The sequence below is a fragment of the Streptomyces sp. NPDC088725 genome, assembly GCF_044751305.1.
In the GTDB taxonomy this organism is placed as follows: Bacteria; Actinomycetota; Actinomycetes; order Streptomycetales; family Streptomycetaceae; genus Streptomyces.
In genome coordinates this window covers 185534-212252 of record NZ_JBIVLO010000008.1, presented here as the reverse complement: position 1 = coordinate 212252, position 26719 = coordinate 185534, and the positions used below count along the sequence as shown (strand labels likewise).

20 protein-coding genes, 1 tRNA gene and 4 pseudogenes are annotated in these 26719 nt (G+C 70.5%); 19 read left to right on the top strand and 6 right to left on the bottom strand.

Going from position 1 to position 26719, the window contains the following annotated elements:
• Window positions 1-5 precede the first annotated feature (5 nt).
• Both ACIP6N_RS21610 and ACIP6N_RS21605 read left to right on the top strand, forming a co-directional pair.
• Window positions 6-341 carry a TadE family type IV pilus minor pilin gene (locus ACIP6N_RS21610; RefSeq protein WP_401817657.1) on the top strand — a complete coding sequence of 112 codons (336 nt, stop codon included), beginning with the start codon at window positions 6-8 and terminating at the stop codon, window positions 339-341.
• Entirely contained in the window at window positions 227-748 is a 522-nt protein-coding gene (locus ACIP6N_RS21605; RefSeq protein WP_401817656.1) for an Rv3654c family TadE-like protein, read from the top strand. Before ACIP6N_RS21610 ends, ACIP6N_RS21605 begins: the two co-directional genes overlap by 115 nt.
• On the opposite strand, the gene ACIP6N_RS21600 is transcribed toward ACIP6N_RS21605, so the two are convergent.
• Window positions 639-3179 (bottom strand): DEAD/DEAH box helicase, encoded by a 2541-nt coding sequence (locus ACIP6N_RS21600; RefSeq protein ID WP_401817655.1) that lies wholly within the window; start codon window positions 3177-3179, stop codon window positions 639-641. The two genes, ACIP6N_RS21605 and ACIP6N_RS21600, sit on opposite strands and share 110 nt — an antisense overlap.
• Before the next feature lie 80 nt (window positions 3180-3259).
• Between ACIP6N_RS21600 and ACIP6N_RS21595 the strand changes: the two genes are divergently transcribed.
• The 16 genes and pseudogenes from ACIP6N_RS21595 to ACIP6N_RS21520 all read left to right on the top strand — a co-directional run bounded on the left by ACIP6N_RS21595 (window position 3260) and on the right by ACIP6N_RS21520 (window position 20954).
• A complete protein-coding gene (locus ACIP6N_RS21595) occupies window positions 3260-3613 on the top strand; it encodes an STAS domain-containing protein (protein ID WP_003967428.1) in 354 nt (117 codons plus the stop codon).
• Between the two features lie 103 nt (window positions 3614-3716).
• Window positions 3717-4163, top strand: a complete 447-nt coding sequence (locus tag ACIP6N_RS21590) for an ATP-binding protein (RefSeq protein WP_401817654.1) — start codon at window positions 3717-3719, stop codon at window positions 4161-4163.
• Between the two features lie 258 nt (window positions 4164-4421).
• Window positions 4422-5003, top strand: a complete 582-nt coding sequence (locus ACIP6N_RS21585) for a small secreted protein (protein ID WP_401817653.1) — start codon at window positions 4422-4424, stop codon at window positions 5001-5003.
• A 132-nt stretch (window positions 5004-5135) separates the two neighbouring features.
• Entirely contained in the window at window positions 5136-6740 is a 1605-nt protein-coding gene (locus ACIP6N_RS21580) for a methyltransferase (RefSeq protein WP_401817652.1), read from the top strand.
• A 240-nt stretch (window positions 6741-6980) separates the two neighbouring features.
• A complete protein-coding gene (locus ACIP6N_RS21575) occupies window positions 6981-7178 on the top strand; it encodes a hypothetical protein (RefSeq protein WP_401817650.1) in 198 nt (65 codons plus the stop codon).
• 380 nt (window positions 7179-7558) lie between these two features.
• Window positions 7559-10402: a type I DNA topoisomerase gene (topA, locus tag ACIP6N_RS21570; RefSeq protein ID WP_401817649.1), complete on the top strand. Its 2844-nt coding sequence runs from the start codon at window positions 7559-7561 to the stop codon at window positions 10400-10402.
• Window positions 10403-10583: 181 nt separating this feature from the next.
• Window positions 10584-13949: a dTMP kinase gene (gene tmk, locus ACIP6N_RS21565; RefSeq protein WP_401817647.1), complete on the top strand. Its 3366-nt coding sequence runs from the start codon at window positions 10584-10586 to the stop codon at window positions 13947-13949.
• A 189-nt stretch (window positions 13950-14138) separates the two neighbouring features.
• Window positions 14139-15344, top strand: a complete 1206-nt coding sequence (locus ACIP6N_RS21560; RefSeq protein WP_401817645.1) for a DNA polymerase III subunit delta' — start codon at window positions 14139-14141, stop codon at window positions 15342-15344.
• A gap of 177 nt (window positions 15345-15521) precedes the next feature.
• Window positions 15522-17075, top strand: a complete 1554-nt coding sequence (locus ACIP6N_RS21555) for an alpha/beta hydrolase (RefSeq protein ID WP_401817644.1) — start codon at window positions 15522-15524, stop codon at window positions 17073-17075.
• 96 nt (window positions 17076-17171) lie between these two features.
• Window positions 17172-17245 (top strand) — tRNA-Thr (locus ACIP6N_RS21550).
• Window positions 17246-17478: 233 nt separating this feature from the next.
• Window positions 17479-17544: pseudogene (locus tag ACIP6N_RS21545) on the top strand (hypothetical protein); the annotation flags it as partial.
• A gap of 163 nt (window positions 17545-17707) precedes the next feature.
• Window positions 17708-18268, top strand: a pseudogene (locus ACIP6N_RS21540) (IS3 family transposase); the annotation flags it as partial.
• A gap of 213 nt (window positions 18269-18481) precedes the next feature.
• Window positions 18482-18898 (top strand): annotated as a pseudogene (locus ACIP6N_RS21535) (2,3-diaminopropionate biosynthesis protein SbnB); the annotation flags it as partial.
• A 78-nt stretch (window positions 18899-18976) separates the two neighbouring features.
• The gene (locus ACIP6N_RS21530) at window positions 18977-19252 is read left to right on the top strand and encodes a YbaK/EbsC family protein (RefSeq protein WP_401817888.1); all 276 of its coding nucleotides are present in this window, start codon (window positions 18977-18979) and stop codon (window positions 19250-19252) included.
• 19 nt (window positions 19253-19271) lie between these two features.
• A pseudogene (locus ACIP6N_RS21525) lies at window positions 19272-20233 on the top strand (TauD/TfdA family dioxygenase).
• Between the two features lie 244 nt (window positions 20234-20477).
• On the top strand, window positions 20478-20954 hold the full coding sequence (locus tag ACIP6N_RS21520; RefSeq protein WP_401817643.1) for a response regulator transcription factor: 477 nt from the start codon (window positions 20478-20480) through the stop codon (window positions 20952-20954).
• A 153-nt stretch (window positions 20955-21107) separates the two neighbouring features.
• Here ACIP6N_RS21520 and ACIP6N_RS21515 read toward each other — a convergent pair whose 3' ends face one another.
• The 3 genes from ACIP6N_RS21515 to ACIP6N_RS21505 form a co-directional block, all read right to left on the bottom strand.
• The gene (locus ACIP6N_RS21515; RefSeq protein ID WP_401817642.1) at window positions 21108-21677 is read right to left on the bottom strand and encodes a hypothetical protein; all 570 of its coding nucleotides are present in this window, start codon (window positions 21675-21677) and stop codon (window positions 21108-21110) included.
• A gap of 89 nt (window positions 21678-21766) precedes the next feature.
• Complete coding sequence (locus ACIP6N_RS21510; protein ID WP_401817640.1) at window positions 21767-22060, bottom strand: chorismate mutase; 294 nt, start codon at window positions 22058-22060, stop codon at window positions 21767-21769.
• A gap of 482 nt (window positions 22061-22542) precedes the next feature.
• Complete coding sequence (locus ACIP6N_RS21505; protein ID WP_401817639.1) at window positions 22543-22992, bottom strand: 4'-phosphopantetheinyl transferase family protein; 450 nt, start codon at window positions 22990-22992, stop codon at window positions 22543-22545.
• Window positions 22993-23866: 874 nt separating this feature from the next.
• Here ACIP6N_RS21505 and ACIP6N_RS21500 point away from each other — a divergent pair.
• Complete coding sequence (locus ACIP6N_RS21500) at window positions 23867-24214, top strand: hypothetical protein (RefSeq protein ID WP_401817638.1); 348 nt, start codon at window positions 23867-23869, stop codon at window positions 24212-24214.
• Between the two features lie 137 nt (window positions 24215-24351).
• On the opposite strand, the gene ACIP6N_RS21495 is transcribed toward ACIP6N_RS21500, so the two are convergent.
• On the bottom strand, window positions 24352-25227 hold the full coding sequence (locus ACIP6N_RS21495; protein WP_401817636.1) for a hypothetical protein: 876 nt from the start codon (window positions 25225-25227) through the stop codon (window positions 24352-24354).
• Complete coding sequence (locus tag ACIP6N_RS21490; protein ID WP_401817634.1) at window positions 25224-25964, bottom strand: hypothetical protein; 741 nt, start codon at window positions 25962-25964, stop codon at window positions 25224-25226. The genes ACIP6N_RS21495 and ACIP6N_RS21490 overlap by 4 nt, the downstream gene beginning before the upstream one ends.
• Window positions 25965-26719 lie beyond the last annotated feature (755 nt).

Genomic DNA, 26719 nt, shown 5'->3' with positions numbered 1-26719 from the left:
GCGCCGTGACAGCGGAGGCGGCGGTGGCCGTACCGGCGCTGCTGGTGTTCGCGATGGCCCTGCTCTGGGCCCTGACGGCGGCCGGGGCACAGCTTCAGTGCCAGGACGCGGCGAGAGCGGGGGCGCGGGCCGCCGCGCGGTCGGAGCCGAGGACCGTGGTTCTGGAAGCGGCACGTTCCGCCGCCCCCGAAGGGGCGAAGGTCGTGCTGGGGCACGCGAACGGCCTGTGGCGGGTCCGGGTGGCGGCCCCGGCACCCGGACCCGGTGTACTCGCCCTGACGCTGTCTGCCGAGGCGGTGGCCTCGGCAGAGGATGCCTCTGCCGAGGGAGTGGCGCCGTGACCAGGGACCGGGGCTCGGCGACCGTGTGGGCTGCCTTGGCGGCGACCACGATGTGCGTCGTCTTCGCAGCGGTGCTCGCCCTCGGACAGGCGATGGCCGCCCGCCACAGAGCGGCGGCGGCAGCCGACCTGGCGGCCCTCGCGGCGGCCGACCACACGCTTCTGGGGGAGGCGGACGCCTGCGGCAGAGCGGTCGCAGTGGCCGAGGCGCAAGGGGCGGAGGTGGCGCGCTGCGCGCTGCGCGGCGACATCGCGGATGTCACGGCCCGGGCGCGCTTCGGTCCCTACACGCCGGCGATCAGGGCCCGGGCGGGGCCGCCACTCCCGCCGCCGGAGTCGCTTCCGGATCCTCCGGCCTCTCCGGTGCCTCCTCCGATACCGCCACCGCTTCCAGCGGCGCGCCCCTGAGCAGTTCGCTCAGCAGCCGTACGGCGCCTCGCTTGTGCAGCGGATCGTTGCCGTTGCCGCATTTGGGGGACTGGATGCACGAGGGACAGCCGGCGTCGCATTCGCAGGAGGCGATGGCCTCACGGGTGGCGGTCAGCCATTCGCGGGCCGTCCGGAAGGCGCGCTCGGCGAATCCGGCGCCGCCGGGGTGACCGTCGTACACGAAGACCGTCGGCAGCAGGGTGTCCGGATGGAGCGGTACGGACACGCCGCCGATGTCCCAGCGGTCGCAGGTCGCGAAGAGCGGGAGCATGCCGATGGAGGCGTGCTCGGCGGCGTGCAGCGCGCCGCCCAGCTGCTCCGGGTTCACCCGGGCCGCGTCCAGCTGGTCCTCGGTGACCGTCCACCACACGGCGCGGGTGCGCAGCGTCCGCGGCGGCAGATCGAGCTTGCTCTCGCCGAGCACCTCGCCCGTGATGAGCCGGCGTCGCAGATAGGAGACGACCTGGTTGGTGACCTCGACCGAGCCGTAACAGAGGCGTCCTTCGCCCCAGGGGATCTCGGTGTCGGTTTCGAGCACGGAGATGGCGGTGGTGTCGCGGGCGGTGGTGGAGTACGGCGGACTTGCCTCCTCGACCAGAGCGACGGAGTCCGCCAGATCCAGTTGCTTGACCAGATAGGTCCGGCCCTGGTGGAGGTGTACGGCTCCGTCGTGGACGGCGGTGTGGGAGGCCTGCTCGTCGACCGTGCCGAGCAGCCGTCCCGTCGCCGCCTCGACGATCTGTACGGGACGTCCGCCCTCGCCCCGGATGTCGGCGAGATCGGCGGCCCGCTCACGGCGTGTCCAGTACCAGCCGGCCGCGCGCCGCCGCAGCAGCCCCGCCGTCTCCAGCTGCGGGAGCAGCGCGGGCGCGGCCGGGCCGAAGAGTGTCAGGTCTGCCTCGGTGAGCGGAAGCTCGGCGGCGGCAGCGCACAGATGGGGGGCGAGGACGTACGGGTTGTCCTGGTCGAGCACGGTGGATTCGACAGGCTGCCGGAACAGCGCCTCGGGGTGGTGGACGAGGAAGGTGTCCAGCGGGTCGTCGCGGGCGATCAGGACGGCCAGCGCGCCGTGACCCGAGCGTCCCGCACGGCCGGCCTGCTGCCATAGGGAGGCGCGGGTACCGGGATAGCCGGCGATGAGGACGGCGTCCAGGCCGGAGACGTCGATGCCCAGTTCGAGGGCGTTGGTGGCGGCGAGGCCGAGCAGTTCGCCGGAGTGCAGTGCCCGTTCCAGGGCGCGGCGCTCCTCGGGGAGGTAACCGCCCCGGTAGGCGGCCACCCGGTCCGGCAGGGAGCGGTCCACCTCGGCCAGACGTTCCTTGGCGATCACGGAAATGAGTTCGGCGCCGCGCCGGGACCGTACGAACGCCACCGTGCGGACGCCCTGGACGGTCAGGTCGGTCAGCAGGTCGGCGGTCTCGGACGTGGCCGTACGGCGTACAGGAGCGTTGTTCTCGCCGTGGAGGTCGGTGAGCGGGGGCTCCCATAGGGCGAAGACCAGTTCGCCGCGGGGTGAGGCGTCGTCGGCGATCTCGCGGACGGGCAGGCCGGTGAGCCGTCCCGCGGCCAGGGCCGGCTGGGCGGAGGTCGCGGAGGCCAGGAGGAAGACCGGGTTCGCGCCGTAGCGGGCGCATATCCGGCGCAGACGGCGCAGCACCTGGGCCACGTGCGAGCCGAAGACACCCCGGTAGGTGTGGCACTCGTCGATGACGACATAGCGCAGGGCGCGCAGGAAGGAGGACCAGCGGGGGTGGGACGGGAGAATTCCGCGGTGCAGCATGTCCGGATTGGTCAGCACGTAGTTCGCGTACTGGCGGACCCACTCGCGCTCCTCGACAGGTGTGTCGCCGTCGTAGACGGCGGGACGCACCTTGTTGCCGAGCGGGGCGGCGAGCGACTTGACGGAGCGCCGCTGGTCGGCCGCGAGCGCCTTGGTGGGGGCGAGGTAGAGGGCGGTCGTGCCCCGTCCGTTGGGGGCCTCGGAGCCGTCGAGGAGCGACGACAGGACGGGGGCGAGGTAGGCGAGGGACTTGCCGGACGCGGTGCCGGTCGCGATGACGACGGACTCGCCGTCCAGGGCGTGCTCGGCGGCGGCGGCCTGGTGGGCCCACGGATGGTCGATCCCGGCCTGTTGAATGGCGTTGATCACTTCGGGGCGGATGCGATGGGGCCAGACTGCATGACGCCCCGCCCTCGGGGGCAGGTGCTCCGTATGGGTGATGCGCGCAGCACGGCCCGCCCCTGCGGCGAGCCGGTCGAGGACCGTACCGGGGGAGGGGCGATTGTCCCCGCTCTCGGGGGGTTCGCTGGGGCGGTGATTCTTGGCCATCGGCATCGAGTGTGTCACTGGCATGACGGACAATGGCCCCAAGGCGTCGTGCATGACTGCTTGTAAGTGATTGAATGCCATGGCGGCTGGCGATACGTCCCCTGGCTCCGTCGGGGAGACCCCGAGGGGCGACCGCTCGATAGCAAGGTGCTGGAGGATCCGTGGACCTGTCCCTGTCGACTCGCAATGTGTCCGGCCCTGGTGGCGACCGTACGGTCGTCGAGGTCGGTGGCGAGATTGATGTGTATACCGCGCCCAAGCTGCGCGAGCAGTTGGTCGAGTTGGTGAACGACGGCAGCTATCACCTGGTCGTCGACATGGAAGGCGTGGACTTCCTGGACTCGACCGGCCTCGGCGTGCTGGTGGGCGGCCTGAAGCGGGTGCGCGCCCACGAGGGCTCGCTTCGCCTCGTCTGCAACCAGGAGCGCATTCTCAAGATCTTCCGGATCACCGGTCTGACCAAGGTGTTCCCGATCCACACCACGGTCGACGAGGCCGTAGCGGCCACCGACTGACGTCGGTCGCAGGTTTCCGGAGGAATGGGCGGAGGCACCGGGCGTCATGCCCGGCTGCCCGCGCCCCTTGAGTTTCCGCGCTCGTACGTTCGAGGGGAATCGCATGGCCACCGTTGAGCTCCGCTTCAGCGCCCAGCCGGAGCATGTCAGGACGGCCCGTCTGGTGGCGGCCGCCGTGGCACGCAGGGCAGGGGTCGATGAAGCTGTGTTGGACGAGGTCAGACTGGCGGTCGGTGAGGCGTGCAGCCGTGCGGTCGGGCTGCACAGGAGCCATGGCATCACCGCCCCGGTGAGAGTCGTGCTGACCGAGGAGGAGAAGACCTTCTCCATCGAGGTCGGGGACGAGGTGCCGAGCGGAGACGGCTCGGCCGCGGGGTCGGGCGACGGGGAGCCCCTGGGCGCCGTTCCCGACGCCGAGGGAGACGGTGAGGACGAGATGGGCCTCGCAGTCATCAGCGGGCTCGTCGACGACGTCAAAGTCACCTCGGACGGCGACGGCGGCGTGATCCGGATGACCTGGCCGACGACACAGACGGTGGCGATTCCTTGATCGCCGTCGTGCTCACGCGCGCCCAGCTGTGAATTCTTGAACATCGCGAAGAGGGGCCCTGGCGGACAGGGCCCCTCTTCGTCTTCGCCCCGGTCGCTTTCCGCCTGTTTCCCGCCTTCGCAAGGCCGCAATGGGGTGAGGTGTCTCTCTCCTGGTGCAAATGGCCGCAATCGCCCACGTACCGGATGTCCGGCGTGCGGTTGTAGCCCAGATGGCGTGTAAGTTCCGGGGCCGAGAGCCTTGGAAGGGACCAAACCGGTGAACAAGAAGCTCGCAGCCGCGCTGTCAGGCGGCGCGGTAATGGTCATCGCGCTGTCTGGCTGCAGCGATGACAGCGACAGCAAGGTGAACGACTGGGCCAAGCAGGTCTGCGACAAGGTCCAGCCGCAGCGCAAGAAGATCACGGACGCCGGCGCCTCCATCCAGAACGCGACCTCGGACCACGACACGCCGACCGACGTCCAGAAGATCGACTCGGCGGCCTTCCAGTCCATGTCCGACGCCTACAAGGCGCTGGGATCCGCTGTGGACAGCGCGGGCCCCCCGCCCGTCGACGGAGGGGCGAAGACCCAGCAGGCCGCCGTCAGGGAACTCGACGACACGTCAGTGGCGTACGGCCGCCTCGTGAAGAAGGTCGACGCGCTCGACACCAAGAACCAGTCGAAGTTCGCCGACGGCCTCTCAGATGTGGCCAACGAGCTGGCCACGCTCAGCAAGAGCGGTGACAAGGCCCTGAAGGCGCTTCAGTCCGGCGAGGTCGGCAAGGCGATGGCGCAGCAGCCCGGCTGCCAGCTCCCCTCCCCCTCGGCCGGCGCGGCGTCTGCGTCCCCGGTGACGTAACCGCCGAGTCGTCCGCGGCACACCCCGGGAGAGCGGCCCGGTACGGCGATTGGCGGCCTGTTCCCCGAACGGGGCGCCGGGCCGTCGGCCGTTGTCCGGGCCGTTGTCAGTGGAAGCAGCCACAATGGTGGGGTGAGTACGACCGACCTCCCCGCGCCCGACCACTCGCCCCGACTCCGCGACGCGCTGCTCGCGGCCGATTTCACCGCCGACGGCCTGCTCGAGCTGCTCGGCGCCCCCGCGTACACCGCGCTGGCCCGGAGCGAGACCGTGCCGGCCCTGCGCGCCACCCGCGGCGATTCCCCGCTTGAGACGCTCGTACGGCTGTTCCTGCTTCAGCGGACTGTCCCGGAGGAGCGGGCGCGAGCCGCGCTGCCCCTGGACGAGGCGCTGGCCGACGGCTGGGTCGTACGGGACGCCGAGGCCGTGCGGAACGGCCCGGGGGAGGCGCACACGCCGTTGGGCACCCCGTCGGAGACGGCCGAGGACACGGCCGGGATCCGCGCGGCCGTTGACGTACGGCCTTACAGCGGGCCGGAGGGGCAGGACTGGTTCATCGTCTCGGACCTGGGCTGCGCCGTCGGCGGAGCCGCGGGTGCGAGGGGGCATGACGCGGGGGTGGTGCTCGGCGTCGGAGGCGCCTCCACCACCCTGGCGGGGCTCACGGTACGTACGCCGGTCGCGAGCGCGCTCGACCTCGGTACCGGCTCCGGGATCCAGGCGCTGCACGCCGCCCAGCACGCCACGCGCGTCACCGCCACGGACCTGAACCCGCGCGCCCTCGGCTTCACCCGGCTGACCCTGGCCCTCTCCGGCGCGCCCGCCGCCGAGCTGCGTGAGGGCTCGCTCTACGAGCCGGTCGCCGAAGAGACGTACGACCTGATCGTCTCGAACCCGCCGTTCGTCATCTCGCCGGGTGCGCGGCTCACCTACCGGGACGGCGGGATGGGCGGGGACGATCTGTGCCGGACGCTCGTTCAGCAGGCGGGGGAGCGCCTGAACGAGGGCGGGTTCGCGCACTTCCTCGCCAACTGGCAGCACGTGGACGGGGAGGAGTGGCAGGAGCGGCTGCGTTCGTGGGTGCCGCGCGATTGCGACGCGTGGATCGTGCAGCGCGAGGTCCAGGACGTGACGCAGTACGCCGAGTTGTGGCTTCGCGACAGCGGCGACCACCGTACGGACCCGGAGCGGCAGGACGGTCCTGAAGGGCCCGAGCAGTACGCGGCCCTGTACGAGGCGTGGCTCGACGAGTTCGAGGCGCGCAAGACCAGAGCGGTCGGGTTTGGCTGGATCACGCTCAGGAAGTCGGGCGCGGCGCAGCAGTCGATCGTCGTGGAGGAGTGGCCGCACCCTGTCGAACAACCGCTCGGCGAGACCGTACGAGCACATTTCGAGCGCCAGGACTACCTGCGGACGCACGACGACGCGGCGCTGCTCGCCGACCATTTCGTACTGGCGCCCGAAGTCATGCAGGAGCAGGTCGGTCTGCCGGGGGCCGAGGACCCGGAGCATGTGGTGCTGCGTCAGAACCGCGGCATGCGGCGGGCCACCAAGGTCGACGCCGTCGGCGCGGGATTCGCGGGCGTCTGCGACGGGACGCTGAGCGCGGGGCGGATCCTGGACGCGATCGCGCAGCTCATGGGGGAGGATCCGGTGCTGTTGCGTGACCGCACCCCGCAGGCGATCCGGCTGCTGGTGGAGGAGGGTTTCCTGGAACCCGCCGCTGCTCCGCTGTGATCCCGGCGGGTGCCTGCCCGTGGCGATCTTCGCGGGCAGGCAGGCTCACGCGAGCGTGAGCGTTCACGCGGAATTCGCGACCCTGACGTCCTGGCGTGCCAGTCTCTGCCCCCTGGGCCTCACGACGCCACGAGACGTCGGGACGGCAGGACGCGGAAACGCGACGCGCGAACACGGCGCGGGACGGACGACGCGTGAGACGCGACGTCGGACACGACGCGGGACGGGCGAGGTACGGGCATGGAGAGCGGGCCGGCGGTCTTCGCGGGGACGGCGTTCGCGCTGTTCGGCGCCTTCCTGCTGCTGTGGACGGGGACGCGCGTCCTGCACCGGGCGCCGGTGGCCCACCGGGTGAAGCCCGCGGTCTCCCTCACCACCGCGACACTCTCGGGCGTGGTATTTCTCGCGCTCGGCGTCTGGTGCCTCGGTCGTATGTGACTCCGAGTTCCCGGCCCTGAGCGGAATCTCCCGACGGACCTTCCGGGAGCCGCCGCGCCGCGCCGTCAGGCCGCCGGACCTGCACCGCGTCGTCCGCCGGGCCCCTCGGGAAGATCTTCCCGAGGCCCCCGCGGAACCCCGTCGGCCAGGCCCCGACGCGGCAGACAAAGAGGTCCGGGCGGCACGAATGCCCGGAGTCGGGTTACGGTTCGAGTGGCTGTTGCGGGCTTTTGCCGTTTGACACGGGGGCGGGTTGTACCGTCACACTCCGCAGCGGAGCAGCGTCAGGCGAGGCCGCGCCATGTCTCGCCACGACGCACTGCCGTACTCGCGCACTGCTGTACGGGCCCACCGAGCGTCGACCGGAGAGAAGAGCGAAGTTGTCCCCGACAAGCGAAGCCGCACACGGCGGCCGCCGACTCGTCATCGTCGAGTCGCCTGCCAAGGCGAAGACGATCAAGGGCTACCTCGGCCCCGGCTACGTCGTCGAGGCGAGCGTCGGGCACATCCGCGACCTCCCGAACGGCGCCGCCGAGGTGCCCGAGAAGTACACGGGTGAGGTACGCCGCCTCGGTGTGGACGTGGAGAACGACTTCGAGCCGATCTACGTCGTCAACTCCGACAAGAAGGCCCAGGTCAGGAAGCTCAAGGAGCTGCTGGCCGAATCCGACGAGCTGTACCTCGCCACAGATGAGGACCGCGAGGGCGAAGCCATCGCGTGGCATCTCCAGGAAGTCCTCAAGCCCAAGGTCCCCGTCCACCGGATGGTCTTCCACGAGATCACCAAGGACGCGATCCGCGCCGCCGTCGCCAACCCGCGCGAGCTCAACACGCGCATGGTCGACGCCCAGGAGACCCGCCGAATCCTCGACCGTCTCTACGGCTACGAGGTTTCGCCCGTCCTGTGGAAGAAGGTCATGCGTGGCCTGTCCGCCGGACGCGTGCAGTCCGTGGCGACCCGTCTCGTCGTGGAGCGCGAGCGCGAGCGCATCGCGTTCCACACCGCCGAGTACTGGGATCTGACCGGCACCTTCTCCACCGGCCGGTCCGGTGACGCCTCCGACCCGTCCTCGCTGATCGCCCGGCTGAACGCGGTCGACGGCCGCCGTGTCGCCCAGGGCCGCGACTTCGGTTCCGACGGCAGGCTCAAGTCCGACCAGGTGCTGCATCTGGACGAGCAGAACGCGCGAGCGCTGGCCGCCGCGCTGGAGAACACCTCGTTCGCCGTCCGCTCCGTCGAGTCCAAGCCGTACCGCCGCTCGCCGTACGCGCCCTTCCGTACGACGACGCTCCAGCAGGAGGCCTCGCGCAAGCTGGGCTTCGGCGCCAAGTCCACGATGCAGGTCGCGCAGAAGCTGTACGAGAACGGCTTCATCACCTACATGCGTACGGACTCCACGACCCTCTCCGAGACGGCGATCTCGGCGGCAAGGGCGCAGGTCACGCAGTTGTACGGGGCGAACTACCTGCCGGACAAGCCGCGCACGTACGCCGGGAAGGTCAAGAACGCGCAGGAGGCGCACGAGGCGATCCGCCCCTCGGGCGATCGCTTCCGTACGCCTGCCGAGACGGGTTTGAGCGGGGATCAGTTCAGGCTCTACGAGCTGATCTGGAAGCGGACCGTCGCCTCCCAGATGAAGGACGCGGTCGGTAACAGCGTCACCGTGAAGATCGGCGGACGGTCGAGCGACGGACGTGACGCGGAGTTCTCCGCGTCCGGTAAGACGATCACCTTCCACGGCTTCATGAAGGCGTACGTCGAAGGCGCGGACGACCCGAACGCCGAGCTGGACGACCGTGAGCGCAGGCTGCCGCAGGTCGCCGAGGGCGACGCGCTGTCCGCCGAGGAACTGTCGGTCGACGGCCACTCCACCAAGCCGCCGGCGCGTTACACCGAAGCCTCGCTGGTCAAGGAGCTGGAAGAGCGCGAGATCGGCCGCCCGTCGACCTACGCCTCGATCATCGGCACCATCCTCGACCGCGGCTACGTCTTCAAGAAGGGCACGGCGCTCGTCCCGTCCTTCCTCTCCTTCGCCGTGGTCAATCTGCTGGAGAAGCACTTCGGCAGGCTCGTCGACTACGACTTCACCGCGCGGATGGAGGACGACCTCGACCGCATCGCGCGGGGCGAGGCCCATTCCGTGGGCTGGCTGAAGCGTTTCTACTTCGGCGAGGGCGGCGACGACGCGGGAGCCGCCTCCGGCGCGGGCAACGGCGACGGCGACCACCTCGGCGGGCTGAAAGAGCTGGTCACGGACCTCGGCGCGATCGACGCGCGTGAAATCTCGTCGTTCCCGATCGGCGACGGGATCATGCTGCGCGTCGGCCGCTACGGCCCGTACGTGGAACGCGGCGAGAAGGAAGAGGAAGGCCACCAGCGCGCGGACGTGCCGGAGGACATGGCGCCCGACGAGCTGACGATCGGTTACGCGGAGGAGCTGCTGGCCAAGCCGAGCGGCGACTTCGAGCTGGGCACCGACCCGGTCAGCGGACACCCGATCATCGCGAAGGACGGCCGGTACGGCCCGTACGTCACCGAGGTCCTTCCCGACGGCACCCCGAAGACCGGCAAGAACGCGGTCAAGCCGCGCACGGCGTCCCTCTTCAAGTCCATGTCCCTGGACACGGTCACCATCGACGACGCCCTCAAGCTGATGTCGCTCCCCCGGGTGGTCGGCGAGGACGCGGAAGGCGTCGAGATCACCGCGCAGAACGGCCGCTACGGCCCGTACCTGAAGAAGGGCACGGACTCGCGGTCGCTCCAGACCGAGAACCAGCTCTTCGACATCACGCTGGACGAGGCGCTCGCGATCTACGCCCAGCCCAAGCAGCGGGGCCGCGCCGCGGCCAAGCCGCCGCTGAAGGAGCTGGGCACGGACCCGGTGAGCGGCAGCCCGGTCGTGGTGAAGGACGGCCGCTTCGGCGCGTACGTCACGGACGGCGAGACGAACGCCACGCTGCGGACCGGCGACAGCGTCGAGGAGATCACGCCCGAGCGGGGCTACGAACTGCTCGCCGAGAAGCGCGCCAAGGGCCCCGCCAAGAAGACGGCGAAGAAGGCACCGGCCAAGAAGAGCACCGCGAAGAAGGCCCCGGCGAAGAAGACGACGACGGCGAAGAAGGCCGTCGCGAAGAAGACCGCCGCCACTACGGCCGCGAAGAAGACCACGGCAAAGAAGACGGTGGCGAAGAAGACGACCGCCTCGGCGAAGACGGACGAGTAGCAGGTCGGTCCGGGCAGGGCGGGCAGGGCGTGAGCCGGAGTACGGACGGCCCGCGCCGGTCACGGTCTCGCACCGGACGAGTGGTTTGAATGAGGGCCGAACAGGAGGAGTGACCCCCCTGTTCGGCCCTCAGTTCGGACGTGGTCTCCGAACTGTCATCGGCTCCGGATAGGCTGAGCAGATGACGCGAGCCGAGCAGCCAACGGTCGTGAGCCCCACCTCCGACTCCGACGCACTTGCCGCAGACTCACGAGAGCGCGCCGTACGCTCACTGCTGCGCCTCCCTCCGCTCAGGCGGTTGTGGGGCGCCCAGTTCGTCGGCAGCGTCGGCGATGTACTCGCCGTACTCGTGCTTCTGCTGTTTTCGTTGCAGGCGGCGATCGGTGAGGGCTCATTCGGTACGGGGTACCGGGGGGCGGCATTCGCCGTCGCCGCGGTGTTCGGGGCCCGGATCCTTGCCACGGCGTTGTTCGGAACGGTGCTTCTCGGTCCGCTCTCGACGCTGATGGCGCCCGGGAGCCGTACGGACCGGACGAAGAGGCCCACCGCCCCGGACACGTCCCCGGACACCTCCGCCACATCGGCCGGGGCCACGGGCGTGGGCAGGCCCACCCTCGACGCCAAGCGGGCCAAGGCGCGGAAGCCTCCCAGGGACGGTGGCCCGCTGGACCGCCGCTGGACGATGATCGTCGCGGACGGTCTGCGCCTCGCGCTCCTGATCGTGGCGCCGCTCTGGCTCGACTGGACTCCGGAGCGCGCGCTCCCGATCCTGCTGAGCACGGTCTTCGTCGCCGGTGTCGCCGAGCGGTTCTGGACGGTCGCCAAGGAGAGCGCGGCCCCCGCGCTGCTGCCGCCCCCGCCGCCCGAGGGCGCGTCCGTACGCCCGATGCCCGACCACCTCGACGCGCTGCGCAGGCTCTCCCTGCGTACGACCTTCCTCGCCGTTCCGGCGGCGGCCGCGGTCCTGCTGGTCGCCACACTGATCGGCGAGCTGCTCGGTACGGGCATCGACTGGTTCTCGCTGCACCAGGCGGCGCTCGGTTCGTACGTCGCGGCCGGGCTGTTCGCCGCCTCCGTGTCGACTCTGTACTTCCTCGAACTGCCGGGCGGCCGCACGTCCAGGCCGCGTTCCCTGCTCGACGGCCTGCGCAGGCCGACCGCGGGCGGCTCCGGCGGTGGCGGCGGCCTGGACAAGGGCCGTACGGGCGCCATCCCGCTGCTCGTCCTCGCCTGTGCCGCCGTCGCCGCGGCCATCGCGTCGGCCGTGGCCGTTTCCGTACTCCACGCCAAGGATCTGGGCGGCGGCCCCGTCGCGTTCGCTCTGCTCGTCCTCGCCCTCACGGGCGGTACGGTGCTGGGTATCCGCGGCGCGGCGAAGGTGCTGCCCGCCCTGTCCCGGCGCCGGCTGATCGCCTTCGCGATCGCGATCACCGGCATCGCGCTGCTCGCCATGGGGCTCGTACCGGACACGGCGACGGTGCTGTTCCTGGCGCTGCTCGCGGGCCTGTCCGCCGGGGTCGCGGTGAGTACCGGCCACACGCTCATCGATCTGGAGTCCGAGGAGTTCCGCAGGGGCCGGATCGCCGATCACCTGCACGCCGTCGTACGGATCTTCATCGGTCTCGGCGTGGTCGTCGCACCGCTGGTCGCGGCCGCCATCGGCCCGCACCGCCTCGCCAACGGAGACTTCGTCTTCGCCCATGACGGTGCCGCGTTCACCCTCATGCTGGTCGGCGCACTGCTGCTGCCCGTCGCGGCCGTCGTCCTCGCCAGGACCGACGACCGCTCGGGCGTTCCGCTGCGCCGCGATCTGCGTGACGCGCTGCTCGGCGGCGCGGACCCGGCGCAGGCGCCCGCCGCCACCGGTTTCTTCCTCGCGGTCGAGGGAGGCGACGGAGCGGGCAAGTCGACGCAGGTCGAGGCGCTGGCCGAGTGGATCCGCGCCAAGGGCCACGAGGTTGTCGTCACCCGCGAGCCCGGCGCCACCCCGGTCGGCAAGCGGCTGCGCACGATCCTGCTGGACGTGTCGAGCGCGGGTCTCTCGAACCGCGCGGAGGCCCTGCTGTACGCGGCCGACCGCGCCGAGCACGTCGACTCGGTCGTACGGCCCGCCCTGGAGCGCGGCGCGATCGTCATCTCCGACCGCTACATCGACTCGTCCGTGGCGTACCAGGGAGCGGGCCGCGATCTCTCCCCGACGGAGATCGCCCGTATCTCGCGCTGGGCGACGGACGGTCTCGTGCCGAATCTGACCGTGCTGCTCGACGTCTCCCCGGAGACGGCGCGCGAGCGCTTCACGGAGGCACCCGACCGGCTGGAGTCGGAGCCGGCGGAGTTCCACCAGCGAGTGCGTTCCGGCTTCCTCACCCTCGCGGCGGCCGACCCGGGCCGCTACCTCGTGGTGGACGCCGGACAGGACCCCGAGGCGGTCACCACCGTCGTACGGCACCGCCTCGACCAGCTGCTGCCGCTCTCCGAAGCCGAGGTGAAGGCCCAGGAGGAAGCGCGCAGGGCCGCCATCGAGGAGGCGCGCCGCAGGGCCGAGGCAGAGGCCGCGCGCAAGGCGGAGGAGGAGCGCCTGGAGCGTCAGCGCGAGGAGCAGCTGGCCAAGCTCCGTGCCGAGGAGGAGGAACGCAAGCGCCGCGAGCTGGAGGAGGCGCGGCAGCGCGAGGCCGACCGGCAGGCGGAGGAGGCCGAGGCCCGTGCCGAGGAAGCACGCGTGCGCGCCGAGGAGGACCGCAAGCGCCGTGAGGCCGAGGACCGTGCGCACGAGGCGGAGCAGGCGCGCCTCAGGAAGCAGGCCGAGGACGAGGCCAGGCAGCGTGCGGAGGCCGAGGAGCGGCGCCGCGAGAAGGAGCGCAAGGCCGAGGCCGCGCTGCTGCGGGCCGAGGAAGCGCGACGGCGCGAGGAGGAAGAGGCGGCTGCGGCTGCCGCCGCCGAGAAGCCGACGGTCTCTCCGAACGAGCTGACGGTCCCCACTCCGGTCGTCCAGGAGCCGGAGACCGAGCGGCAGGATCGCACGGAGCGGCAGGATCGCACGGAGCGCCAGCGGCCCGAGCGGCCGGACGACGAGCCGCGCGACCGCAGGCAGGAACAGGGGTACGGGCAGGGGCCCGGACGCCGTCCGAGGGTGACCCCTGACGACGTGACGCAAGAGGTCCCCGTCGTACGCCCCGAGGACCAGCGGCCCCAGGACCGCGGGTCCGACCCGGCGGAGACCGCGGTGTTCCCGAGGATCACGGACCAGTCGCCGGACGAGACCGCGGTGCTCTCGCGCGTATGGGACGCCCGTCCTGCCAACCGTTTCCCGGCGGACTACTTCCGCAAGCAGGACTCGGCCGCCGCCTCGCCCGCCGAGGGCGGGAACGACCGTACGCGGGAGATGCCGCAGGTCGATTCGGACGGCGAGACGCAGCGTACGGCGCGCGTGGAGCAGCCGCGCCGTCGCTCGGACTGGGCGGAGGAGACGCCGCTCGACGACCTTCCGACCCTGGCGGACGAGCTGCTGGGACCGCACGACGAGGGCGACGGCGGCAACCGGGCGTAGGCCCGGTTGTCCGGACGTTCTTCGGAGAACGCATGCCACCGGCGGTATTTCCGCTGGTGGCATGCGTGTGTGAGGGGGCCGTCGCTGCCTGTGCGGAGGTGTTCCGCCGCCGGTGGATCCGGATTGTCAGACCCTGGCCCCACAATGGATCGCGACGGACCACACATGGCACGAAGGCGGTGACGGCGCATGACCGTATGGGACGACCTGGTCGGGCAGGACCGCGTCCGCGAGACGCTTTCCGACGCCGCGCGCGACGCCGACGCGCGCGTCACCGCCGAGTCCTTGGGCCACACGCCCCCCGAGGCATCGAGGATGACGCACGCCTGGCTGTTCACGGGACCGCCGGGGTCGGGCCGTTCCACCGCGGCCCGTGCCTTCGCCGCGGCGCTCCAGTGCACCAGCCCCGACCGCGCGCTCGGCGGTGAACCGGGCTGCGGGTTCTGCGACGGCTGTCATACGAGCCTGATCGGCACGCACGCGGATGTCGACGTGATCCGCACCGACCTGCTCTCCATCGGGGTCAAGGAGACACGCGAGCTGGTCCGCCGCGCCGGGCTCTCCCCGGCCGGGGGACGCTGGCAGGTCAACGTACTGGAGGACGCCGACCGCCTCACCGAGGGCGCGGGCAACGTTCTGCTGAAGGGGGTCGAGGAGCCGGCCCCCCGTACGGTCTGGCTGCTCTGCGCGCCCTCCTTGGAGGACGTCCTGCCCACGATCCGTTCCCGCTGCCGCCATCTCGTACTGCGCACCCCGCCCGTGCAGGCCGTCGCCGACATCCTGATCCGACGCGACGGCATCGACCCCGAAGCCGCGCACGCGGCGGCCCGCGCCACCCAGGGACACATCGGCCGCGCCCGCCGCCTCGCCACCGACGAGCGGGCCCGCGCCCGTCGTACGACGGTGCTCAAGATGCCGCTGCGCGTGGCGGACATCGGCGGCTGTCTCAAGGCGGCGCAGGAGCTGATCGATGCCGCGACGGAGGACGCCAAGCAGGTCTCGGAGGATGTCGACGTCAAGGAGACCGAGGACATGAAGGCGGCGCTCGGTGCCTCGGCCGGCGGCCGCATGCCGCGCGGCACGGCAGGCGCGATGAAGGAGCTGGCCGACCGTCAGAAGCGCCGTTCCACGCGTACGCAGCGCGACAGCCTCGATCTCGCGCTCACCGACCTCACCGGCTTCTACCGCGATGTACTCGTCCTCCAGATGGGTTCGCGCGTCGGGATCGCCAACGCCGACGTGCGGGACGCGCTGGAGCGTGTCGCCCGCGATTCCACGCCCGAGCGCACCCTGCGCCGGATAGAGGCGGTCGTCGCCTGCCGCCAGGCGCTCGACCGCAATGTGGCGCCGCTGCTCGCGGTCGAGTCGATGGCGGTGGCGCTGCGCGCGGGCTGACGTGACGCGCGCGGCTGCCCGCGTGCCCGGGCCGCTTGGGACTTGGGGCCGCTCAGCCATGCGTCTGCCGGCGCGTCAAGCGCTTTCACGCGCACTCTCACTCGTATGGGAAACGGGAATCACCCGTACGAGCGGTTGACACGGACTCGTGCCGGTTGTTGCGGCTAGGCTCCCGGGATGGACACCAGGCGCCTGTTCCGTATCGCCGCCACCGCGTTCGTGGCGGCCGGCCTGCTCACCTCCGGTTGCAGCTCCGGCATGGCCTCGGGGTCGTCGGCGGGCGCGGAATCAGGATCGGGTCCGGGATCGGGCTCCGCGGATCCGGCGGCGCTGAAGAGCTTCTACGAACAGAAGCTGAAGTGGCGTGACTGCGAAGTCGCGGGTTTCCAGTGCGCCACGGTGAAGGCTCCGCTCGACTACGCGAAACCGGGCGGGACGAAGATCGATCTGGCCGTCGCCCGCAAGAAGGCGACCGGCCCGGGCAAGCGCCTGGGCTCGCTCCTCGTCAACCCCGGCGGCCCCGGCGGCTCGGCCATCGACTACCTGCAGGGCTACGCGGGCATCGGCTACCCCGCGCCGGTCCGGGCCCGGTACGACATGGTCGCCATGGACCCCCGCGGTGTCGCCCGCAGCGAGCCCGTCGAATGCCTCAGCGGCAAGGAGATGGACGCGTACACGGAGGTCGACCAGACCCCGGACGACCAGGCCGAGACCACAGCCCTGACGACCGCCTTCAAGGAGTTCGCGCAGGGCTGTGAGAAGCGCTCGGCCAAGATCCTCCCGCATGTCTCCACGGTCGACGCGGCCCGTGACATGGACATCTTCCGCGGCACGCTGGGCGACAAGAAGCTCGCGTACGTGGGCGCCTCGTACGGCACGTTCCTCGGCGCGACGTACGCGGGCCTGTTTCCCGAGCGCACGGGGCGGCTCGTCCTCGACGGCGCGATGGACCCCTCCCTCCCGGCCCGCGAACTCAACCGCGATCAGACGGCGGGCTTCGAGACGGCCTTCCGCTCCTTCGCCGCGGACTGCGTCAAGCAGACCGACTGCCCGCTCGGCTCGAAGTCCGTCGCGGACGTCTCCTCCCGCATGAACGCGTTCTTCACGACCCTGGACGCCAAGCCGGTCCCGACAGGGGAGAGCAGGGAGCTGAGCGAGTCGCTGGCCACGATCGGTGTGATCGCCGCCATGTACGACGAATCAGCCTGGCCCCAGCTCCGCCAGGCCCTCGCGGCCGCCATGGGCGGCGACGGAGCCGCGCTGCTGACCCTGGCCGACTCGTACTACGAGCGCGAGAGCGACGGCACGTACGCGAACCTCATGTACGCCAACTCCGCCGTCAACTGCCTCGACCTCCCCCCGGCCTTCACGGGCCCCGACGAGGTCACCAAGGCCCTGCCCTCCTTCGAGAAGGCATCACCGGTCTTCGGCAGGGGCCTCGCCTGGGCGTCCCTGAACTGCACCTACTGGCCCACGAAGGCCACCGGCACGCCCCACCGCATCGAGGCGAAGGGCGCGCCCCCGATCGTCGTGGTCGGCACCACCCGCGACCCGGCCACCCCGTACAAATGGGCCCGGTCCCTGGCGGCCCAGCTCTCCTCCGGCACGCTCCTCACCTACGAGGGCGACGGCCACACGGCATACGGCCGCGGCAGCGGCTGCGTCGACACGGCGATCAACACGTACCTCCTGGACGGCACACCGCCACCGAAGGCCAAAAAGTGCACCTGACCTGCGCAAATCCCCCATCCTCCGCCGTGTACGGAGCACCCCTCGAAACTGTGTAGACTTGGCGTCGCTGCTGACCCACCATGGTGCAGACGGCAAGCCGCCTTAGCTCAGTTGGCCAGAGCAACGCACTCGTAATGCGTAGGTCTCGGGTTCGAATCCCGAAGGCGGCTCAGCGAAACCCCAGGACTCACTCGCCGTGACCTGGGGTTTTGTGCTTTCCGGGATCTTTCTTCCGTCGGTGCGTCAGCCCAGAAGCGCGGTCGGATGCCCACCCGTGGCCATTCCGTGGCCAAACGTGCAACGGCCGTGCAGCAGCCGTGGCCAAAGGTGTTGCTGGAAGTCGGCAGATGGCCGCTCGGCTGTTGTTCCATCCCTACAAGGTCTTAGAGTTCCGTGAGGGGCTGTGCGGATCGTCACGGAGACCGGCAAGACGATCGCAGAGGTCGCCGAGGACCTGGGGATCAACGAGACGACTCTGGCGAGCTGGGTCTCCCGTGCCCGTCGGGCAGGTACACCGCACCGGCCGGCGGGAGTGACGAGCTGGAGCGGTTGCGGCGGGAGAACGCCCAGCTCAAGCGGGACAACAAGGAACTGGTCATGGAGCGTGATGTCCTCAAACGCTGCATGCTCCTGTGGGTGAAGTAGCCGTGGCGGACCCGGCGTCCGTCGTCGGGGTGATCAGCGACTTCAGGACCGAGCACGGCATTTCGCACCGCGTCTCGTGTCGCGCCTTGGGCGTGAGCGAGTCGTGGTTCTACAAACACCGCACCCGTCAGCCCACCAGGCGTGAGCTGCGCAGACAGCACGTGAAGGGAGAGTTCGACACGTCCGGCGGCACCTACGGCTCGCCGAAGATCTGGATCAGGCTGGTGAGGCAGGGCTGGCGGGTCTCGGTGAACACCATCGCGAGGATCATGGCCGAGCTGGGCCTGGTCGCGCGGAAGGTGCGCAGACGGCGGGGGCTGACCCGGCCGGGCAAACGGCCGGCCGCCCCGGACTTCGTGCGCCGCGACTTCACCGCCGAGGCACCCGACCTGGTCTGGTGCGGGGACATGACGGAGATCGAGACCGGCGAGGGCAAGCTGTACCTGGCCACGGTCATCGATCTGTTCTCCCGGTGCCTGCTCGGCTATGCGATGGGTGCCCGTCACGATGCCGAACTGGTCGTCGCCGCCCTGCACATGGCCGCGACGACCCGCGGGGGGACGTGTGCGGTGTCATTTTCCATACGGACCGCGGCAGCGAGTACGGCCCCGAAAGGACTGCCCGCACCGCCTGTTTCCGCTGTTGATCCTGGGGCGCCCGGTGCGGCCCGCCGGCCACGTCCTGCCGTGAACCAGGGCCCGTTCGCACCCCGCGCGGGCCCGGCCGTACTCGCACTGCCCACCAGTCACGGAGACCCACCCATGTCACAGACCCCCTCGTTCGCGGTGATCCCCGGCGCCGACGTAAGCCGCGTCCTGGACAGACGGCACCGCGAGGCCGTCGGCATCATCGAGTCCGCCTACCGCATCCACGGCCAGGGCGACACGGTCAACCCGCCGTCGTACTTCCTGCGCTTCCCCGACCGGCCCACCTCCCGGATCATCGCGCTGCCCGCCTCGGTGGGCGGCGTCATCCGGGCCGACGGGATCAAGTGGATCTCCAGCTTCCCGGAGAACGTCGCCGCCGGCCTGCCCAGGGCCTCGGCCGTCCTCATCCTCAACGACCCGGACACCGGCTATCCGCTGGCCTGTCTGGAGAGCTCCATCATCAGCGCCGCACGGACCGCCGCGTCCGCCGTGCTCGCCGCCGACAAGCTGACGGTCGGCCGGGCTCGTGGTGCGGGTCGCACTGGGGCGCAAGAAGTCCCGATACATCCTGGCCGTGATCCCCGGCGACAGAAGGGCCGACCTGGGGCCGTGGCCGCGGTGGCGGGCGGGGTCCGGGCTGGTTTCGCCGACCGGGCCACCGCCGAACGGCTCACCGGCTGCGTCAGCGGGGCGATCGTGCCGTTCTCCTTCGACGCCGACCTGGCTGTCATCGCCGACCCTGACCTGCTCGACGAGGACGAGATCTACTTCAACGTCGCCCGGCTCGACCTCTCGGTCGCGCTGCCGGTGGCCGCCTACCGCCGGCTCGCCGCACCCTTGGTGGCGTCCATCACCGAACCGGCTTCCGCAGTTCAAGCCACCTGATCAGAAAGCGAATGTACGCATGACTCTGATTCTGGACATCAGCGCGACCACCCCGGCGGTCACCGTCGGCGCGGACCGCGCCCGCGACATCGAGAAGGCGGCGCGGCGGTTCATGCCGGTCGCCGGGGGCCGGGTCGACAGCCCCGAGTGGGTGGCCGCTGCCCGCGACAGCTGGGCGGACCTCCCGTCCGAGCTGCGCAGACCGCTGGCGGCCTTCCGGCGGGACTCCGGGCCCACCGGTTCGCTGCTGCTGCGCGGACTGCCGGTGGCGAGGCGGCGCTGCCCGCCACTCCGGCCGCCGACGGCTCGGCCCAGCACTCGGCCGACGTCTCAGCGGCTGTCCTGGTGATGATCGCCGCCGGGCTCGGCGACCCGGCGGCCTTCCGCCCGGAGAAGGGCGGCGCCCTGTTCCAGGATGTGGACTTCCAGGGCAACGCGGGCTCCGTACTGCTCACCTTCCACACCGAGAACGCCTTCCACCCGCACCTGCCCGACTTCGTCATGCTGCTCTGCCTGCGGGCGGACCATGAAGGGAACGCCGGGCTGCGCACCGCCTGTGTGCGGCAGGCGCTCCCGCTGCTGTCCCCGGACGGACGGGCGGCCCTGTCCAGCCAGGAGTTCATCACGGCGGCCCCGCCGTCCTTCGGGGCTGCGGCGGGCGGCACCGCGTCGCACGCCGTGCTGACCGGATCGGCCGAAGACCCGGACGTACGGGTCGACTTCGCGGCCACCGAGCCGCTCACCGAGCGGGCCAGGGAGGCGCTCGCCGAGCTCCATGAGATCTTCGACCTGACTGCGCAGACCGCCTACCTCGCCCCCGGTGACCTCGCCATCGTCGACAACCGGGTCACCGTGCACGGCCGCACAGCGTTCCGGCCGCGCTACGACGGCCAGGACCGCTGGCTGCGGCGAGGCTTCGTCCTGACCGACCTGCGGCGTTCACGGGCGGTGCGGCCGTCCGACGGCTATGTCGTCGACTGACCCGAGCCGCCCGCCCCTCCGTCACCGAGCTGAGAGAAGGTCGACCGCCCATGCGCATCGTCATCGCCGAGGGCTCCGCCGTGCTGCGGGCCGGACTGGCCCAGGTGCTCGCCGAGCGCGGTCACCAGGTGAAGGCCGTCGGCGATGCCGGTGCGCTGGGTGTGCAGGCCGGCGCCCACCGGCCCGATGTGCTGGTCGCGAACGCCGCCCTGCCGTCGCCCGTACGGACGACGGCATCCAGGCGGTGCTCGCGGTTGGCCTGCGGTGGCCGCGCGGCGGGCTCCTCGTCTACTCGGCGGTGCCCGACCCGCGCTGTGCGGCACGCCTCTTCGCGGGCTCCGGCCGCCGGACCGGGGTGGGGTACCTCCTCCAGGAACGCATGTACGATGCCACCTCCCTGCTGGAGGCGGTGGCCGCCGTCGCGGCGGGCGGCACGGTCGTCGGCTCCCTGGCGGCCGGCGGCCCAGCGGACGACGAGCTGGGCGTGCTGAGGTGCAGTGAGCTGGAGGTGCTCGAACTGATGGTCCAGGGCCGCACCAACAGCGCGATCGCCCAGCGGCTGAACGTGTCGCCCGGCACCGTGGAGAAGCGGGCCGCCGCGGTCTTCGGCAAGCTCGGCATCCCCTGCACCAGGGACGACAACCGCGGGTGCTCGCCGTCCTGCGCTACCTCGGGGCCTGCCCCGGCGCGCTTACCGGCCGCGAGTCCCGGATGGCACTGACCGACGTGGCCTGAGGGCTGTCCCGTACGCCCCGGCGGTGGCATGACGCCGGGGCGTACGGGACAGCCCTCGGAGTCTTCGGTCCAGGACAGCGCTCTGCCCCCGGCGGTCGGCCGACCGCCGGGGGCAGAGCGCTGTGTCCGGCGTGGCCGGTCAGCCGGTGCCGATGATGCTACGGGCCACCCGTACCTGCCAGTTGGTGAACGCGATGATGAGCCAAGGGCCGAAGAAGAAGGCCACCACACCGGCCGCGAAGTGCAGCGCCACCGCACCGGCCGGGCTGGGGCCGCCCCACGCCGGGTCGGGGTAGGGCGCCCAGCCCCAGATCGGGTACGTCAGATTGCGCGCGGACACGATGAACCAGCCCACGACGAGGGCGAACGAGACGGAGCTGATCAGCAGGTTGACCAGCATGAATAAGAGGCCGCGGCCGATCCGTCCGACACCCGAACGGTGCCCGATGTCCTCCCCGAGCAGCAACTGCGCGCGCAGCCGCTCGACCATGGGCCCGGTGAACGCGACCACCACCAGCATGATGAGCAGGACCAGCACGCCCATCTGCTGGCGTCCGTGGGCCTGGGTGGACTTCATGGCGTACGGGAGCACGACCAGCAGCAGCGGACCGAGCGCCACCAGCGCGTACAGCACATGCCGCCACGTCCGTGGCCGGAACGGCCCGGTCAGCAGCCGGAGGCGTCCGGAGCCCGAAACAGAGGTGGACATGGTGAAACTTCCTCTCGTGGGGGATGAGCGCCGTGGGCCCGGGAGCGAGCCAGCAGGGCGCCGGCCCGCTCCCGGGCCGCAGGGCGGAGTCAGGCACCCGCCACGGCGGCCCGACCGTGGGCCGCGGAGGTGCGCTCGGCCTGACTCAGCGCCCGCAGTTGCAGGGCGATGGCGGTACCGGGCTGGCCGAGGGCCTCGTGGTATTGGCTCAGCACGTCGTTCTCACGCGTCAGCTGGAAATCCCGCTGGCCCGCCATCCGGCGCATGGCTCTGAGCTGGGCGGCGGTCTCCGCCCGCTCCCGGGCCAGGCTGATGAGGGACCGGTCCAGTTCGGTGAGCCGGCTGTCCAGTTCGGTGATGGGGCCGGTGGTGACCGGGGACATCTCTGACCTCCAGAGGACGTTCGCAGGGTGGGTGGCCGCCGGGCTCGCAGGCCCGGACGGGGCCGCTCGCCCCCCTTCAGCAGCTTGGGCGGTACGGCACACACAAGTACGGAACTGCGGCGCTGAACAGGGGGACCGCCGGCCACGCGGACATGACGGGGCGCCGGCCGGCAGGGGGTCGGCTGTTCCCTGGAGCTCTCGTCACGCCGTGCCTCCGATGGTCGGCTGTCTCGGCACGCTTGAGGGGCCGAGCACGATGATGAGGCTACCCGGGCGGGTTTTCTTTCCGTTATCGAAAGATAAGGGGCGCGGACGGGGCCTGTTGAGGGGGCAGCGCCGAGCGAGGGGCGCCGCGCGGACCAGGCCCGCGACCGCGCGGCCGGCCAAGCGGCGAGTCAGCGCCGAGGAGGAAGCGCCCGCGTGGTCGGCCCTATGCGGTCGGCGCTGCGCCGCTAGTACTGCGCCGCGTCGGTGCCGTGCGGTCAGCTGTTTGCCGTCAGCCCCTCGCCGGTCGCCTTGAGGGCGGCTTCCTTGCACGTCCAGTACGTCATGAAGGCCGCCGCCCGCTCCGCCCGGGGCAGCGGTATCACCGCCGCGCGTTCCTCCGCGGTGAGAACCAGCTCGTACTCGGGGGGCAGACCGGCCTCCGGTGGGGGCTCCGGCGGGTCGTCCAGCCGTTCGACGTCGAGCCCGACCGGGAAACCTTGGGTGACCGCGACCGCGACCACATCGCCGGAGTGCATGAGGGACAACTCCCACCGGGCGGCGCCGCCCAGCGCCTGCGGCTTGCCGTGCGCACCGCCGCACCCGGGGCAGCGGGTACGCCGTACGGCTTCCGGTTCCGTACCGCAGAGCAGCGCGAGCGCCGACCTGGCGAGGACCCGGCCGGTGACGTAACGGGCAAAATCCAGCTCGTGCAGAAGGCGGAGCAACGCGCCAGCTCGGCCGAGTCCAGCAGGCGGAACCAGTCGGCGGGCCGCGACAGCAGTGGCAGCGACCAGATGTGGCAGTCGGCCGCGGCGGTGCCCGCGGCTGCGGTTCCGGAGGTGCCCGGCTCCCGGACGGGTGTGGTCAGCGGCGTCATGTTCCCCGGTGTCGGCCGCCCGGGGCGCTCCGGGAAGACCGGAATCCCTCCGTACCGCCGGAGGAAAACCCGCCCCGAACCTTGGCGTTAAAGGCCGACGAGGGAAGGAAGGGCGACTCCGGGAGCACATCCGCAGTCGCCGGGCAACGCTCCGTTGCGAGCGGTATTGGGGGTTCCTATAAACAGGCGGTGTTACGGCGCCGCTTGTTGGAACATCGGTCGGTCAGAAGATCACGGTGGAGGATCCGGTAGTGAACGTGATGCGCTTCGACACGGAGGCCGGAGAGTTCGTCCCTTGGTGTCCGGGAGGAGAGCGTGCAGCTCCTGCGGGGCAAGGGCACGATCTGTCTCCAGATGGGGCTTGAGGTGAAGGCGCCTACCGCGGCGAAGGCCAGGCAGGGTCCTGGCGCTGCAGACCGGCCTGTACGGGATCGGAAACTCCTACGAGCGGATGCTCGTCGGACGAGGCACTGAGTGGCTCTCGTTTACGCCCGAGAGGGGAGTCGAGCGCCCGGTCCTCAAGTTCCTCCTCACCTCGGCCCAGCTCCACGCCATCAACGAGGCCCGCGACGGTGACCTTCGAATGGAACTGGAGGTCACCGGAACGCTCCCGCAAGCCCCCGGCTTCCCCGGCAGCACGAAGGAGGTTCTGCGCTTCCGCGTGGCCAAGAGCCGCTGGATCGATCAGATCACCGCCCTCGGTCCCGCGGTCGCGTTCGAGATTGCAGGTCCCGTTCCCGCTGGAGGACTACCCCCGCGCGGAGCCCGCCCGGCACCTGCGTGCTGCCCAGCGCCGACTTCTGGACTGTGACGTCGACGGCGCGATCCTGGAGGCCCGTCGCGCGCTGGAATGGATCAAGGATCACAGCGGCTGGATGTGGCCCGGCGGTAAAGACAGATTGCAGCGCACGCAGGACGAACGCTGGGCCTGGATTCGCTTCGCCGTCGAGGACCAGACGAGCGCAGCGGTACACAAGGACGCGGTGACGTCGGCGTTCTCGTACAGTCACAACCTAGAGTCTCGACCAAACCCGGAACGGTTCTGTATAGGAAGGACTCCACAGTTCTAGGGGATTGACACCGCAGGCTTCCTTTCGCGGGCGGCTCGGAAGGTGATGAGCCGCCACAGCAGGCAACGGCTCTCCTCGGGCTGTACGAGGAGAGCCGCCTGTGTGTTCGCCGAGGTCAGCAGAGGGACCTTGCCGTGTCACCAGGGCAGCGGGTCGGGGCGGCGGTTCCACCACCAGCCGAGTGCCGAGTCCCTGTCGTCCGGACGAAGCAACTCCTTGCGGAGCAGACCGGTGTCCCCCACCGTCAACTCGGCGAACAACGTGTCCAGGGGCTCAAGCGCACTCTGAAGCAACGCGACTACGTTCTCGGGGAGTTGATCCCGCACCTGGTCCAGCTCGTCTCGTGCTTCCAGGCGTTCGCGGTAGAGATCGGGCGGGCACCAACCGGACGGCGCCCAGCCCGATTCCAGTTGTCGGACCAGTTTCTCCCAGGCACACAGGCGATCATTCGCAAGCCACTGCGGAGTCCCTGGAGTCCTGCTCTCCTCAGGGTAGAAGCGCTGAATGTGTGCGTTGAAGGCGGCAGCGAGAGGTGTGGCGATCAGCTGCTCGCGGACCACTTCGGGGATACGGGCGACCGGTACCTGCGGTAGCCGCGCCACGGAGGACTCGACGGTGTCGATCGTGTAGCGCGACTCTTCGTCATCGGAGGCATTCAGCCGTACCCGTGTGACAAGCCCGTCCTCTGCCGCCAGCCAATAGGCACTCGGCGGGGCTTCCTCCGCTGGGAAGAGGACCAGAGCAGGTACCACCTGCGCAAAAGCGGACGCCAGTTCACGCTCGGTGGGCTGTGGTTGCACGGAATCCTGGACGTAGATGTCCAGGGACGTGGAGACATCGCCCGACACCATCGTCTTCTCGCACAGCACCAGGGCATCCCAGTTGCGCAGGTCCTGATCGGTGTCCTCGTCGGCGACGTCCACGTCCTGGACACTCACGCGCAGGCACTGCGCGAGTGCCGCGGCGACGGTGTCAAGGTGGAGCGATTCCACGGTGAGGAGGTTGTACGTCATGATGGATAGGTCCCGTTGTAGATGTCCAGGGCCTTCTGAACGATGCCCGGGTTATTTGTGAAGCGGGGGTTCCTGGTCAACTGCGGCGCAGCGCTCAGGTCACCTTTGGCCTTGACGATCTGCTGCAGGGCGGCGTACTCGTTCGCGTCGAGCTTGGCGATGCCCGTGCCGCTGTCTGGATAGGTCCTTCCGGTGTTCTCGACGCCGTACGTGCGTCCATTGATCTCGTAGCGGTTGATGGCCTTCTTGTAGGTGGCCTTGCCAGCGGCTATGTCGGCGATGTCTTGGGTGACGTCCTTTTCGTAGCCGCGAAGGATGATGCTGCTCACCTTCTTGACCTCGCCACCGCCTGCCCCCGGGACTGTATGCCGGGGATTTGGGGGCTTGAGGTCCTTGCCGGCTGCGGGTCCCTTGACACTGCTCACCGAGGGCCAAGGGCCCTTTCCAGAGCCTGTACCCGCACCGCCGCCGGAACCGCTGACTCGCATCGCGTACGCATCACCGGTTGCGAGGTCGCCAGAGACTCCCGAGAGGTCGCCCGGGACTCCGGCGAGAGCCATGCGCGGTCCCCCGAGGCCGACGTCGATGCTGTCGAAGAAACTGGAGAACCCTCCAGCCCTGGCTGCCCGGTAGGTGGCGCCGGCTCCGCCGAGGAGACCACCGGTCAGTGCGCCGTACACCCCTGCGTCCTGGGCCTCGTCGAGGTTGAGCCCGCCCTTCTGCTCGCCGGTTGCCATGGCGATGGGCTGGGTGACGGCGAGGTCGACGGTGACGGACTCGATGCCGGCGAAGGCGGCGGTGGCGAGGGTGGTGCCGGCGATGGTGGCGATCTCGGTGGTGACGGCGACGCCGAGGGTGCCGGCGAGTTCGGTGATCGTCGCCGCGGCGGCGAGGGCGGCGCCTTCCGAGATACCCGCGGTGAAGATGGCCAGGGCGGTGCCCGCGACGATGGTCGCGCCGACGATCTCCAGCTCGTGTTCGAGTTTCTTCTTGGCTCCGTGTAGGAGGGCGGCACGGGTGGGTCATGCGGCAGGCGGGTTGCGTACCGTCGCGCTCTTTCAGGCCATCTCGAGCTCGAACTTGCAGGTCAGGTCTGGCAGTAGGTCCGCCCGGCCTGGGTGTAGTCCGCCTCGCAGCCCGAGATGGGCTTGACCACCTGTGGCCGGAAGCCTTTGGACGGTGCATCACGGGGTGGTACAGGTCGCCCTGTGACGCATTTTCTCATCAGGTAGAACGTCATTGGGCAGCATTATGGGGCACGGCGCAACACAACCACTCACGGTCTCGTAATACGCAGGTCTCGGGTTCGAATCCCGAAGGCGGCTCAGCGAAACTCCGGGACTCACTCGCCGTGACCTGGGGTTTTGTGTTTTCCGGGATCGGGTCGCGGCAGCTGGACGCCTCTGCTGGGGTGCCATGATCGCCACCGGTGGAGAACCGGGTGGGCAGGCGTGCGGCGAGCGTGTGGAGCGGTGGGCCGCCGGCCGCCCGA

Coding starts and splice junctions, on each gene's coding strand:
- ACIP6N_RS21600 (WP_401817655.1), bottom strand. CDS start 3,179: ATGGCATTCAATCACTTACAAGCAGTCATGCACGACGCCTTGGGGCCA.
- ACIP6N_RS21490 (WP_401817634.1), bottom strand. CDS start 25,964: ATGGCAACCGGCGAGCAGAAGGGCGGGCTCAACCTCGACGAGGCCCAG.
- ACIP6N_RS21555 (WP_401817644.1), top strand. CDS start 15,522: ATGGACACCAGGCGCCTGTTCCGTATCGCCGCCACCGCGTTCGTGGCG.
- ACIP6N_RS21510 (WP_401817640.1), bottom strand. CDS start 22,060: ATGTCCCCGGTCACCACCGGCCCCATCACCGAACTGGACAGCCGGCTC.
- ACIP6N_RS21515 (WP_401817642.1), bottom strand. CDS start 21,677: ATGTCCACCTCTGTTTCGGGCTCCGGACGCCTCCGGCTGCTGACCGGG.
- ACIP6N_RS21495 (WP_401817636.1), bottom strand. CDS start 25,227: ATGACGTACAACCTCCTCACCGTGGAATCGCTCCACCTTGACACCGTC.
- ACIP6N_RS21560 (WP_401817645.1), top strand. CDS start 14,139: ATGACCGTATGGGACGACCTGGTCGGGCAGGACCGCGTCCGCGAGACG.
- tmk (WP_401817647.1), top strand. CDS start 10,584: ATGACGCGAGCCGAGCAGCCAACGGTCGTGAGCCCCACCTCCGACTCC.
- ACIP6N_RS21575 (WP_401817650.1), top strand. CDS start 6,981: ATGGAGAGCGGGCCGGCGGTCTTCGCGGGGACGGCGTTCGCGCTGTTC.
- ACIP6N_RS21590 (WP_401817654.1), top strand. CDS start 3,717: ATGGCCACCGTTGAGCTCCGCTTCAGCGCCCAGCCGGAGCATGTCAGG.